The 13,130-nt window shown below is 48.8% G+C and carries 11 protein-coding genes and 1 tRNA gene; 7 read left to right on the forward strand and 5 right to left on the reverse strand.

Going from position 1 to position 13,130, the window contains the following annotated elements:
- Positions 1-228 precede the first annotated feature (228 nt).
- The 3 genes from groL to HMPREF3091_RS07295 form a co-directional block, all read right to left on the reverse strand.
- Entirely contained in the window at positions 229-1,872 is a 1,644-nt protein-coding gene (gene groL, locus HMPREF3091_RS07285; protein WP_004093509.1) for a chaperonin GroEL, read from the reverse strand.
- Between the two features lie 61 nt (positions 1,873-1,933).
- On the reverse strand, positions 1,934-2,227 hold the full coding sequence (locus HMPREF3091_RS07290; RefSeq protein WP_008814807.1) for a co-chaperone GroES: 294 nt from the start codon (positions 2,225-2,227) through the stop codon (positions 1,934-1,936).
- 235 nt (positions 2,228-2,462) lie between these two features.
- Complete coding sequence (locus tag HMPREF3091_RS07295; protein ID WP_210403548.1) at positions 2,463-2,969, reverse strand: FxsA family protein; 507 nt, start codon at positions 2,967-2,969, stop codon at positions 2,463-2,465.
- A gap of 365 nt (positions 2,970-3,334) precedes the next feature.
- Here HMPREF3091_RS07295 and aspA point away from each other — a divergent pair, with 365 nt between their 5' ends.
- The 5 genes from aspA (at position 3,335) to HMPREF3091_RS07320 (ending at position 9,106) form a co-directional block, all read left to right on the forward strand.
- Positions 3,335-4,771: an aspartate ammonia-lyase gene (aspA, locus tag HMPREF3091_RS07300; protein ID WP_004093504.1), complete on the forward strand. Its 1,437-nt coding sequence runs from the start codon at positions 3,335-3,337 to the stop codon at positions 4,769-4,771.
- A 236-nt stretch (positions 4,772-5,007) separates the two neighbouring features.
- Positions 5,008-6,309: an anaerobic C4-dicarboxylate transporter gene (locus HMPREF3091_RS07305; protein WP_070715026.1), complete on the forward strand. Its 1,302-nt coding sequence runs from the start codon at positions 5,008-5,010 to the stop codon at positions 6,307-6,309.
- Between the two features lie 141 nt (positions 6,310-6,450).
- Positions 6,451-6,801, forward strand: a complete 351-nt coding sequence (gene cutA, locus HMPREF3091_RS07310; RefSeq protein ID WP_070715029.1) for a divalent cation tolerance protein CutA — start codon at positions 6,451-6,453, stop codon at positions 6,799-6,801.
- Positions 6,777-8,471 carry a protein-disulfide reductase DsbD gene (locus HMPREF3091_RS07315; RefSeq protein ID WP_070715031.1) on the forward strand — a complete coding sequence of 565 codons (1,695 nt, stop codon included), beginning with the start codon at positions 6,777-6,779 and terminating at the stop codon, positions 8,469-8,471. Before cutA ends, HMPREF3091_RS07315 begins: the two co-directional genes overlap by 25 nt.
- Positions 8,472-8,530: 59 nt before the next feature.
- On the forward strand, positions 8,531-9,106 hold the full coding sequence (locus HMPREF3091_RS07320) for a division control transcriptional repressor DicD (protein WP_035503590.1): 576 nt from the start codon (positions 8,531-8,533) through the stop codon (positions 9,104-9,106).
- A gap of 87 nt (positions 9,107-9,193) precedes the next feature.
- Here HMPREF3091_RS07320 and HMPREF3091_RS07325 read toward each other — a convergent pair whose 3' ends face one another.
- Positions 9,194-9,838, reverse strand: a complete 645-nt coding sequence (locus HMPREF3091_RS07325; protein WP_070715033.1) for a YfdX family protein — start codon at positions 9,836-9,838, stop codon at positions 9,194-9,196.
- A 692-nt stretch (positions 9,839-10,530) separates the two neighbouring features.
- Here HMPREF3091_RS07325 and HMPREF3091_RS07330 point away from each other — a divergent pair.
- Together HMPREF3091_RS07330 and HMPREF3091_RS07335 are read left to right on the forward strand one after the other, a co-directional pair.
- Positions 10,531-10,606, forward strand: a tRNA-Phe gene (locus HMPREF3091_RS07330).
- Between the two features lie 163 nt (positions 10,607-10,769).
- On the forward strand, positions 10,770-12,029 hold the full coding sequence (locus HMPREF3091_RS07335) for a tyrosine-type recombinase/integrase (protein ID WP_070715035.1): 1,260 nt from the start codon (positions 10,770-10,772) through the stop codon (positions 12,027-12,029).
- A gap of 196 nt (positions 12,030-12,225) precedes the next feature.
- Here the strand turns inward: HMPREF3091_RS07335 and HMPREF3091_RS07340 are convergent, their stop codons facing one another.
- Entirely contained in the window at positions 12,226-13,101 is an 876-nt protein-coding gene (locus HMPREF3091_RS07340; protein ID WP_070715037.1) for an integrase domain-containing protein, read from the reverse strand.
- Positions 13,102-13,130 lie beyond the last annotated feature (29 nt).

Genomic DNA, 13,130 nt, shown 5'->3' on the forward strand with positions numbered 1-13,130 from the left:
CCCCATTTAATGTGATCCCCATCATTGTTCGAATAGCCTATGCGTTGACTGCAACTCGAATTATCTAGGGCATAGAAAGTTCACGTTCAAATATTACCAGAATCAGGAAATTACGCTTATAAAAAAACAAAACCCCCGCCGAAGCGAGGGTTTTGTCGAATGCCTAGAGCAGCATTTCCTTAAGTCACGGATATTGCAGCATAGCGGCAATGTGAGTGACAGAGGAAATTACATCATGCCACCCATGCCACCCATACCGCCCATACCACCAGCGGCACCCATATCTGCTTTATCATCACGCAGATCGGTAACCATACATTCGGTAGTAATCATCAGGCCAGCGATAGACGCTGCGTACTGCAGAGCAGAACGAGTTACTTTGGTTGGATCCAGAATACCCATTGCGATCATATCGCCGTACTCTTCAGAGTATGCGTTATAACCGTAGCTGCCTTCGCCCGCTTTCACGTTGTTAGCGATAACAGAAGCTTCTTCACCGGCGTTGATAACGATCTGACGCAGAGGAGCTTCCATTGCGCGCAGCGCAACTTTGATACCTACGTTCTGATCTTCGTTAGCGCCTTTCAGACCAGCGATTTTGCCAGCTACACGGATCAGGGCAACACCACCACCAGCAACAACGCCTTCTTCTACCGCTGCGCGAGTTGCGTGCAGGGCGTCTTCAACGCGTGCTTTCTTCTCTTTCATTTCAACTTCGGTAGCGGCACCGACTTTGATGACTGCAACGCCGCCAGCCAGTTTAGCTACGCGCTCTTGCAGTTTTTCACGGTCGTAGTCAGAAGTTGCATCTTCGATCTGCTTACGGATCTGACCAACGCGGCCCTGAATTGCAGCTTCGTCACCGATACCATCGATGATGATAGTGGTGTCTTTGTTGATAACGATACGTTTAGCCTGACCCAGATCTTCCAGAGTTGCTTTTTCCAGCTCCATACCGATTTCTTCAGAGATAACGGTACCACCGGTCAGAGTTGCGATGTCTTGCAGCATGGCTTTACGACGGTCACCAAAGCCAGGAGCTTTAACCGCAGCCACTTTCACGATGCCACGCATGGTGTTAACCACCAGAGTTGCCAGCGCTTCGCCTTCAACGTCTTCAGCGATGATCAGCAGAGGTTTACCTGCTTTAGCAACGGCTTCCAGAACAGGCAGCATTTCGCGGATGTTGGAGATTTTTTTGTCAGCCAGCAGAATGAACGGGCTTTCCAGTTCGATAGAACCGGTTTCTGGCTTGTTGATGAAGTATGGAGACAGGTAGCCACGATCGAACTGCATACCTTCTACTACGTCCAGCTCGTCTTGCAGGCCGGTGCCTTCTTCAACGGTGATAACGCCTTCTTTGCCAACTTTTTCCATCGCTTCAGCGATCAGTTTACCCACGGTTTCGTCGGAGTTAGCAGAGATAGTCCCTACCTGAGCGATAGCTTTAGAATCAGAGCAAGGCACAGACAGTTTTTTCAGTTCTTCAACCGCAGCAACGACAGCTTTGTCGATACCACGTTTCAGATCCATTGGGTTCATGCCCGCAGCAACGGCTTTCAGACCTTCGTTGACGATAGCCTGAGCCAGTACGGTTGCAGTGGTAGTACCGTCACCCGCAGCGTCGTTCGCTTTAGAGGCAACTTCTTTAACCATCTGCGCACCCATGTTTTCGAATTTGTCTTCCAATTCGATTTCACGCGCTACAGATACGCCATCTTTAGTGATGGTCGGCGCACCGAAAGATTTATCCAGAACGACGTTACGGCCTTTAGGGCCCAGGGTCACTTTCACTGCGTCTGCCAGAACGTTCACGCCGCGCAGCATTTTCACACGTGCGTCGCTACCAAATTTTACGTCTTTAGCTGCCATTGTTCTTTCCTTTAAACTTATTCAGTTAAGAAGATTATGCGTTAATAAGAGGAAGCGGTTATTACGCTTCAACCACAGCCAGAATGTCGCTCTCGGACATGATCAACACTTCTTCATTGTCGATCTTTTCTGCTTTCACGCCGTAACCATCGTTGAAAATGACGATGTCGCCAACTTTAACGTCCAGCGGCTTAACTTCACCGTTTTCCAGAATGCGGCCTTTACCTACAGCGACGATTTCGCCACGGGTAGATTTGCCAGCTGCAGAACCGGTCAGAACGATGCCGCCAGCAGATTTGGACTCGACTTCTTTACGCTTGACGATTACACGGTCATGCAATGGACGAATATTCATTGATAGCTCTCCTTTGAGAAGGTCCATATCGTTTAGGGTTGAACGCCGCAGCTTGAGGAATGCCCTCCGCTCTCGGACTCGTGGTTACCAGATTGGGGCAATCAACAACCCCTTCAAGGGGGGACAAGTAAAAAAATTGTGTTTTTCTTCAACCTCTGCGATGCAGAGCTAATAAAAGAAAAGGCGCGGCCGAAATGTGCCACGCCTTTGCTGAGAAGGAAAGACTAATAGTCTGCTATTTGTCGTTTTTGTATTGGTCGTCTTCGTTGTCTAAACGATTATCCAATCGCGGGTGGCTCTCATCTTTGCGTTCAAACTCACCGTCAAAGGTATTGCCGCCTTGGGAACCATTAAAACTGCCACAGCCAAAACCGCCACCTGAGCGAGAAAAACTAAAATAAGGCAGAAGCTTCAAAGTGAGATGCTTTTGTACCGGAGGCAAAATCAGCAGCAGCCCCAAGAAGTCAGTGAAAAAGCCAGGCAGAATCAGAAGAAAGCCAGCCATAACTAAAGAAACGCTTTTCACCATTTCTGCCGCGGGGCTCTCACCCATCGCCATTTTTTGCTGCATTTGCATCAATGTTTTCATTCCCTGATGACGGACCAGCGAAGCACCAAGGCAAGAGGTTAGAACAACGAGCAACAATGTCAGGGCAACCCCGAGCACTGCGGCAACCTTAATAAAAATAGATATTTCTATATAAACAAACAGAAATATCAGTATGAGCGGTAACCAGCGCAACATCGTTCTCCTAAATTACAGTGCCTTCTAATGAGTAGTATTACATTAAAGAACAACTGAAATAGTTAAAATTTAAAATCGTATATGTCAAAAAACAGTCTATATATGACAAGTGGTGGCATTTTATACGTTTTCAACCCTATAACTCTTGTGGGTTATTTTCTTTATCTGTGAGTGTAGTCACAGATATGTAAACGACTGAAACTAGAAGCGCCATATAGTGATCTGGGTTCATGCTTTTCCACGCCAGCAGCATATGATCAGCCACAGAACAGAGAGGACGGATGATCCTTTCGAATTTGAAAATCTAAACGATATAAATCCATTAGCAAGTTTACTATTCGGCATCTATAAAGAAGGTTCTTATGTCAAACAACATTCGTATTGAAGAAGACCTGTTAGGCACCCGTGAAGTTCCAGCAGACGCTTATTATGGTGTTCATACTCTGCGTGCAATCGAAAACTTTTATATCAGCAACAACAAAATCAGTGATATCCCTGAGTTTGTTCGCGGCATGGTAATGGTTAAAAAAGCTGCGGCGTTGGCGAATAAAGAGTTACACACAATTCCACGCAAAATTGCCGATACGATTATTCAGGCTTGCGATGAAGTATTGAACAACGGTAAGTGCATGGATCAGTTCCCTGTTGACGTATATCAGGGCGGTGCAGGTACTTCAGTCAATATGAACACTAACGAAGTATTGGCCAATATCGGTCTGGAACTGATGGGTCACCAGAAAGGTGAATATCAGTACCTGAACCCTAATGACCACCTGAACAAGTGCCAATCCACCAACGATGCCTACCCTACCGGTTTCCGTATCGCAGTGTACTCATCCATCATGAAACTGCTGGATGCAATCAACCAACTGCGCGAAGGTTTCGACCGTAAAGCAAAAGAATTCGAAAACATTCTGAAAATGGGTCGTACCCAGTTGCAGGATGCGGTTCCTATGACTTTAGGCCAGGAATTCAAAGCATACAGCGTGTTGCTGAAAGAAGAAGTGAAAAACCTGCAGCGTACCTCTGAGCTGCTGCTGGAAGTGAACTTAGGTGCAACGGCTATCGGTACCGGCCTGAACACGCCAGAAGGTTACTCTCAGCTTGCAGTGCAGAAACTGTCTGAAGTCAGCGGTCTACAATGCTCTGTAGCAGAAGACCTGATCGAAGCAACCTCTGACTGTGGCGCATACGTCATGGTTCACGGTGCTCTGAAGCGTCTGGCAGTTAAACTGTCTAAAATCTGTAACGACCTGCGTTTACTCTCTTCAGGCCCACGTACCGGTTTGAACGAAATTAACCTGCCTGAACTGCAAGCAGGCTCTTCAATCATGCCGGCTAAGGTAAACCCAGTTGTTCCTGAAGTCGTCAACCAGCTGTGCTTCAAAGTCATCGGTAACGATACAACGGTGACCATGGCGGCTGAAGCTGGCCAGCTGCAGCTGAACGTTATGGAACCTGTTATCGGTCAGGCGATGTTCGAATCCATCTCCATTCTGACTAACGGTTGCTACAACCTGCTGGAAAAATGCATCAACGGTATCACCGCTAACAAAGAAGTGTGTGAGAGCTATGTATTTAACTCCATCGGTATCGTTACTTACCTGAATCCATTTATCGGCCACCACAACGGTGATATCGTTGGTAAAATCTGTGCCGAAACAGGTAAAAACGTGCGTGAAGTTGTTCTAGAACGTGGTCTGTTGACCGAAGCGGAACTGGACGACATCTTCTCTGTTGAGAACCTGATGCACCCTGCTTATAAAGCAAAACGTTACACTGACGAAAGCGAACAATAATAAAGTTCGCTAGTCGAGCTCAGGCACGTCTGTCCCTTGGTCAGCCGTGCCTTTTTATTGCAACCGACATACTTAAAACAAGAATTACACCCGATGTCATTGGGTTGCAGCGAAGCGATGAATGAGAGCGTCCAGAATCACCTACATGTGTAAGTGTTTGTGGAGAACGAACTTCGCCCAAGCAGCAGCTTCAAGGACAAAAGGAATATTATCGTTACATCTTGAGGAGAAACACTATGTTAGTCGTGGAGCTGGTGATCGTACTGCTCGCCATATTTTTAGGTGCCAGACTGGGGGGCATCGGAATAGGGTTCGCTGGTGGCTTAGGGGTTTTAGTCCTTGCCATGATCGGCGTTAAACCGGGCAATATTCCCTTCGACGTTATTTCAATCATCATGGCCGTTATCGCCGCTATCTCTGCCATGCAGGTTGCCGGTGGTATGGACTATCTTGTTCACCAAACCGAGAAACTGCTGCGTAAGAATCCTAAATACATCACGATTCTGGCGCCGATTGTGACCTATTTTCTGACTATCTTTGCGGGTACAGGGAACATTTCTCTGTCTGCACTACCGGTTATTGCCGAAGTGGCAAAAGAACAAGGCATTAAACCATGCCGTCCTCTTTCCACCGCCGTAGTTTCAGCTCAGATCGCGATTACAGCATCACCTATCTCAGCCGCTGTGGTTTATATGTCTTCAGTAATGGAAGGCCACGGTGTTAGCTACATCCACCTGCTCATGGTTGTTATTCCATCAACCTTCTTAGCAGTACTCGTGATGTCTCTCATCGTCTCTTGGTGCTTTGACTCTAAACTGTCTGACGATCCTGTTTACCAAAAACGTTTGTCCGAGGGGCTGATTGAACTGCGTGGCGATAAGCAAGTGGTTATCAAACCTCGTGCAAAAAGCTCCGTATGGCTGTTCCTGCTGGGCGTTGTGTGCGTAGTTTGCTATGCCATCATCAATAGCCCAAGTTTGGGTCTGGTGGAAAAACCACTGATGAACACCACCAACGCGATCCTGATCATCATGCTGAGCGTTGCAACGCTGACGACTATTCTGTGTCGTGTTGAAACTGACAGCATTCTGAACTCTAGCACCTTCAAAGCAGGTATGAGCGCATGTATCTGTATTCTGGGTGTGGCGTGGCTGGGTGATACTTTCGTTCAAGCCAACCTTGAGTGGATCAAAGAAACCGCAGGTTCCGTTATCCAGTCTCATCCTTGGTTGCTGGCAGTCATCTTCTTCTTCGCTTCCGCTCTGCTTTACTCACAGGCAGCAACGGCTAAAGCGCTGATGCCAATGGCACTGGCTCTGAACGTTTCTCCTCTGACCGCAGTCGCTTCTTTCGCAGCGGTTTCTGGCCTGTTCATTCTGCCAACCTACCCAACGCTGGTTGCTGCAGTCCAGATGGATGATACCGGTACAACTCGCATCGGGAAATTGGTCTTCAACCACCCGTTCTTCATCCCAGGTACTATTGGCGTAGCACTGTCTGTTATCTTCGGCTTCGTGCTGGGTAGCGTAATGCTGTAAGCCCTCTTAGCTTCAAACTCGAAAAGGGCGCCTTGGCGTCCTTTTCTTATTCCGCAAACTCAAACCTCGCTGTACTGACAATCTCCGCCCACACAAGGTATAGTGTTGATTCAAAATCATCCACGGCGAGGTCTAGCTTAGATGTCAGATACAGGAAAGTCACAGCTCGATACCATCACTGATGCCATCGTGGTGCTCTGTACTGCGCCAGATGAGGCCAGTGCCCAGCAGTTGGCTTCGCTAGCGCTTAGCGAAAAATTGGCCGCCTGCGTAACACTGCTGCCCGGTGCATCCTCCATGTATTATTGGGAAGGAAAACTAGAGCAGGAATACGAAGTCCAGATGATTTTGAAAAGCGAACGCTCACATCAGGAAGCGCTGCTCAACTTCCTGAAACAGCATCATCCATACCAAACCCCTGAGCTTTTAGTTCTACCAGTTCACGCGGGAGATAAAGATTACCTGTCATGGCTCAACGCTTCTTTACGCTAGTTTTTCTATTTTTATGCACCCTGTTTCCGGCACATGCGGCGCTATTTGATAGCAAAACGCAGTTTGTGCCGGTCGATCAGGCATTTGCCTTTGATTTTAAACAACAAGAGCACAAACTCGACCTAAGTTGGCAAATCAAATCCGGCTATTATCTCTACCGTCAGCAAATTAAAATCGAACCGCGTCAGGCAACGCTCAACGACTTCACCTTACCTACCGGTATTGAGCATCATGATGAGTTCTACGGTAAAACCGCCATTTTTAAAGATGCGCTAACGCTGAATCTGCTGCTGCAAAACGCCAATAAAGGTGCCAGTTTGGTCGTTACCTATCAGGGCTGCGCTGAGGCAGGTTTCTGCTATCCGCCTGAAACCAAAACCATCCCGCTAGACTCGGTAACACCTCTCAGCACAGATGCTTTATCAGGCACTACACCGATATCCGAGCCGACCGCACCGTCCTTACCCTTCTCCCCGCTTTGGGCTTTATTAATCGGAATTGGTATTGCATTCACCCCTTGCATACTCCCGATGTACCCGCTGATTTCCGCTATTATTCTTGGGCAAGATCGCCAACAAAGCTATCGGCGAATATTCGTTTTATCACTGGTATACGTACAGGGGATGGCGCTGACATACACCTTGCTCGGCATGGTCGTTGCCGCCGCGGGATTGCAGTTCCAAGCGGCATTCCAGCATCCTTATGTTCTCATTGGGCTATCCGTTTTATTCGTGCTGCTGGCGCTATCGATGTTTGGCTTGTTCACCTTGCAGCTTCCTTCGTCGCTGCAAACTCGCCTCACGCTCTGGAGCAACAAACAGCGCAGTGGTTCGCTGGCTGGCGTATTTGTGATGGGCGCACTCGCAGGGCTGATTTGCTCCCCATGCACCACGGCACCGCTGAGTGCAATCCTGCTGTACATCGCACAAAGTGGCAATATGCTGGCCGGTGGCGGAACGCTGTATCTCTACGCATTAGGCATGGGCATACCGCTCATCTTAGTGACGACATTTGGTAATCGTCTACTGCCACGCAGCGGTCCATGGATGCAATACGTCAAAGAAGCTTTTGGTTTCGTGATTCTGGCCTTACCGGTATTCCTGCTGGAACGCATCCTTGGGGATGAGTGGGGATTACGCCTCTGGTCATTACTGGGGGTCGCTTTCTTTGGCTGGGCATTTGCGCTCAGTCTAAAATCGTCTCATCGATTCGCGCGTATTATGCAAATCATCATGCTCGGTGCGGCACTTATCTGCTCGCGCCCCCTGCAGGACTGGGCATTCGGCAGCACGTCACAAACCGCGGTTGCTCATCTTCCGTTCCAAAAAATCAATAATATCAGCGAACTGAATCAGGCGTTGGCGAGCGCAAAAGCAGAAAATAAGCCGGTTATGCTCGATCTGTACGCAGACTGGTGCGTCGCCTGCAAAGAGTTTGAAAAATACACGTTTAGCGATCCAAGCGTGCGCCAACAACTGGCCGATACGGTGCTATTGCAGGCCGATGTCACTGCAAATAACGCAGAACATGCGGCTCTGCTCAAGCATTTAAATGTTTTAGGTTTACCGACGATCCTGTTCTACAACGCACAGGGGCAAGAGCAGCCGCAGCAACGTGTTACCGGATTTATGCAGGCCAGCGAATTCAACGCACATTTGCACAATCGCTAACCATCAACGACACTGAGGATCCGATCGTGAAAGATCCGTATATTAGACAGGAGGATCGCGTGCAACGAGAACTCGTGCTCAGTCAGGTGCTCAGCCTGCTGGAACAACAGGGACTGGCGACAACCACCTTGGAAAGACTGGCTCCGCAGCTTGATATTTCTAAGGAAGAGCTAATCCGTTTTTGGCCAGATCGTGAAGCCCTGCTTTACGACAGTTTGCGCTACCACGCACAGCAAATTGATACTTGGCGTCGGCAAGTGTTGCTAGACGAATCACTCTCCGCGCGGGATAAAATTTTAGCGCGCTATCATGTATTGGCTGAGTATGTGCAGCAGCAACGCTATCCTGGCTGCTTGTTTATTGCGGCCTGTAGCTTCTTTCCAGAAGACGATCATCCAATTCACCAGCTTGCCGAACAACAAAAAGCGGCCTCTTATGAGTTCACCTTAACGCTGTTGCAAGATATTGATATGGACGATCCTGAAATGGTCGCTCATCAGATGGAGTTGGTTCTGGAAGGTTGTCTAAGCCGCCTATTGGTGAAACGCCAACTGAAAGATGTCGAAACAGCACGCCGTCTAGCCGAGGATATCTTGCAGATCGCACGCTGCCGTCGTAACGGTGCGTTGAGCTAACGCTCAGTCGCACCAAACACAGTCGAATAAGCCACCCTGAGCAAAGGGTGGCTTATTGAAGGTAGGGAAATACGAAGCAGAACCGAATTAGTTAGCGTCAACCAGTGTTACGCTATCAGTGATAATACCTTCTTCAGCCCCTTTCAGAGCCAAATTAGCTTCATAATATTTGCCATCTTTCAGCAGTTGCTGAGCTTTTTTCACTGCATGCTGAGTTTGTTTCAGAGGCATCAGATATTGGGTTTCAGTTACGCCAACGCCAGCCAAACGCAGCTCTTCCATTGCCCCTTTATGATCCCCTTTCTTGAATTTAGCATTAGCGCTATCAATGGCTTTCTGTTTTTCAGGGGTCGCAACAAAATCTTCAGCTAATGAGATAGAGGCGTTGATGACCACATAGTTGTCGCCTGCCAGCGGCGTTTTCTTATCGGCCTTGATGAACTCTTTCCAGTTGGTGCTATCGTCAGACAGTAGAGTATTTGCTTGATTTACCAGTTTCTGCGCAACGTCTGGATAGCCGCGGAATAAAGACACGCGGGCATATTGCACATCACGCATGGCATTAAAGCCTTGCTGAGCGACTTTAGCGACTTCTTTGGCCTGTTGGGCCGTCAGCACGTTGGTACTTACAGTGGTGGTTGCTGCTGGCACAGTGGCTGCGGAATCAGCGGCCCAGGTAAAAGTAGACATTATGGCAAGAGAAAGTGCGGTTGCTGTAAGTATACGTTTCATAATTATCACACCTGATTTCATTTATATTATTCGGTTATGCGCTCCTCTCAAAAAGGGAGGCTCGCAATCAACAAAATCAAGGTTATATATCGTCAACGATGGCTGTCAACGCACTGGAATTAAAGGCATTTTTTGTAAAACAAGCATGACATTTCGAGGTATAAATAATTTACGGCCTATAGTTAACTATTTAAATTCATTACAAAAGGATAAAAAACCGTCAAATAACGCGATCAAATAAACACCTAACTCATTGTTAAAAAATAAAAATAATTAAAAAACCTATAGTCAGCAAAAGTAAACTCACATCAATATTAGCTCTCTGCATCAGGTGTATTCATTCACTTCACACATAAAAGCGTCAAAATAGGATTCTAATATATAAAATTTAGTCCTATGTTCTCTCGTGCCATATGGTTTCCACCTCTGCAACTCGCTGAAAAATATCCCATGTAATTTTATGTCAGCCTTAGATGTCATCTTTTATCAACTCACACAGTTTTTTTGTATCTAAGGAAACAAACAAGACACCCCGATCGGCCAATTTTTAAAGAGAAAAAGCAAAACATCCTCTGATATGGTGCACATTTCATGCAAAAAAACTAAAAACGACGAAACATTAGGCAACTGAGCAAACTATTGAAGAAATTACGTTGACGCCATCGCACAGATCCAGTTTAATACGCCCCGTTGCCCGGATAGCTCAGTCGGTAGAGCAGGGGATTGAAAATCCCCGTGTCCTTGGTTCGATTCCGAGTCCGGGCACCATATTTTTGTCTTGGGATTTCTCAATAAGTCCGAAGACATATAAAAATCAGTAAGTTAAAGAGGCCCGTTGATATCACTGAATATCAACGGGCTTTTTGACATCCAGAGTTTTTGGGGGCTTAATTGGGGGCCTGTTGGTTCGATAAACTCTGGAGCCCCCGCCATGCCACTCACCGATACCGCCATCCGTAATGCCAAACCGCTCAATAAGCCCTATAAACTCAGCGATGCACAGGGTCTATACCTGTTGATTAAGCCCAATGGATCTAAACTCTGGCAACTCAAGTACCGCTTTGGCGGTAAAGAGAAGAAGCTGGCGTTTGGCGCATACCCGACCGTTACGCTGGCAAATGCGCGTAAACTGCGTGAAGAAGCTCGTGCTGTACTCAGTGCGGGCAACGATCCGGGGGTGAAAAAGCAGCAGGAGAAGCAGGCAAAGAAAAGCGGCAATACGTTTGAAGAGGTTGCCCGCAAGTGGCTGGCAGGTAATATCCGATGGACGGAGCATCACGCGGCGAAGATCCTGCGCTCGCTGGAGCTCCATGTATTCCCGCTGATTGGCAGGATCCCCGTTGCCGACCTGAAAACCGCCGATCGGCTAATTCCGCTACGGGTGACAGAGAGAAAAGGCAATCTGGAGACAGCTGCACGAATTCAGCAGCGTACTACAGCAATCATGCGCTACGCAGTGCAAGAGAGCCTGATCGCCAGCAACCCGGCCAATGATCTTGCCGGAGCCATCGCGCCGCCATCGAAAAACCACTATCCCGCCCTGCCGCTGGAAAAAATACCGGAGTTGCTGGAACGGCTGGAAGGCTATTCCGGCAGGCTGCTAACCCGTCTGGCAGTACAACTTAATTTGCTAATCTTTATCCGCTCAAGCGAACTACGCTTTGCCCGCTGGACGGAGATCGATCTGGATGGAGCAATGTGGACTATCCCCGCCGAGCGTGACCCCATCCCGGGAGTGCGTTATTCAGAGCGTGGCGCGAAGATGAAAACGCCGCATCTGGTGCCATTGTCAAAGCAAGCAGTAACTGTGCTGAAACAGCTAAAACTGTTGTCCGGTAACAGCGAGTTGTTGTTTCCCGGCGACCACGACCCGCGCAAGCCAATGAGCGAAAACACCATCAATAAAGCGCTGCGAGTGATGGGCTATGATACGAAGGTGGATGTCTGCGGCCACGGTTTCCGCACGATGGCCTGTAGTGCGCTGATCGAGTCCGGGCGCTGGTCAAAAGATGCCGTGGAGCGGCAGATGAGCCATCAGGAGCGTAACAACGTGCGCGCCGCGTATATCCACAAGGCGGAGCACCTCGACGAGCGCACACAAATGATGCAGTGGTGGTCGGACTATCTCGACGCCTGTCGGCAGAAATTTGTTGCGCCATATCGGTATGACAGGCAGGTTCAGGTGGCCTGAGCCATTCAGTGAGTTAGCCGGAAAGCAGATCTCAGCGGATCTGCTTTTTTATTTGCACCAGTGCCGAAATCCGTTTAACTGCGCCAGTTCCAGCGTCTACACCCTATGGCCCTTTCCGGTCTGGTGCTGTTACCCTTAATATTCCTTTGCCCTTCCGCCTTTTGCTTTTCATGATTGCACCAGAACAGAAGATTGTTCATCCCCCCACGCCATACACCTGCGCCACATACCGTCCACGCCCGTCGCCATGCCCCAGATCCATCGCCGTCATTGCCAGCGCCTCTTTATGGCTAAACCCCTGCGTCAGATAATGATATATCGCATCCTGCGCCCACGCATAACGCAGTGAATGCGGAGAATATGTGCCAGTTAAACCTATTCGCGCCGCCTGATTGTGCCAGTAGTCCATCGCGCTTTTCAGATCCGGCTTGTTGATTAACCGGTTATTACGGCTTTCTGCTACAGCTAACGCGTTATCCAGCGCTTTTTTAACTGCATCAGCATCCAGAATCAGTGTTTCGCGAGGCCGCCCGCCTTTGGTGCCGAAAACCACGGTTAACCGGGGCTCACCACGATCCAACGCCTGTTTCCACGTTTTCAGTGATTGCACGCATTGCACCGCCTCCTGAGAGCGTAGTCCCATCAGCCGCGCCAGCTCCAGTGCTGCCGCCAGCCCCGGATCTTTCGCGCGGGCCGTTTCCAGCACATGGCGGTAGTGATCCGGTGTGATGGCCTGCCGTGTACCGTTGCGGGATGCGCCGGAAAGCCCGAGGGATTTATTGGTCAACCGCTCATGTTCTGCGATCTGCTTACGTCCGGCCTGTTGCAGTACGGCACGTAACGCGGCCATTTCATTCTGTAGCGTGCGTTTGCCGAGTCCCTGCGCCAGTCTTTCATGAATGTAGCTTTCAATATGGCGAACCTTAATCTGCGCCACCCGCTGGATCTGGACGTTCAGCGCCCGTAAATGGTGGTCGAAACGCTGCACGATATGGATACGATCGTTCACTGTCTTATGGCTGCCGCCACAGTGCTTCGCCAGCGCTTTCATTTCACCGCCTGACTTGCCCATACGTTCCCCCGATTTCAAAACACAAACAG

It is taken from the genome of Hafnia sp. HMSC23F03 (assembly GCF_001816025.1).
Taxonomy (GTDB): domain Bacteria; phylum Pseudomonadota; class Gammaproteobacteria; order Enterobacterales; family Enterobacteriaceae; genus Hafnia; species Hafnia paralvei.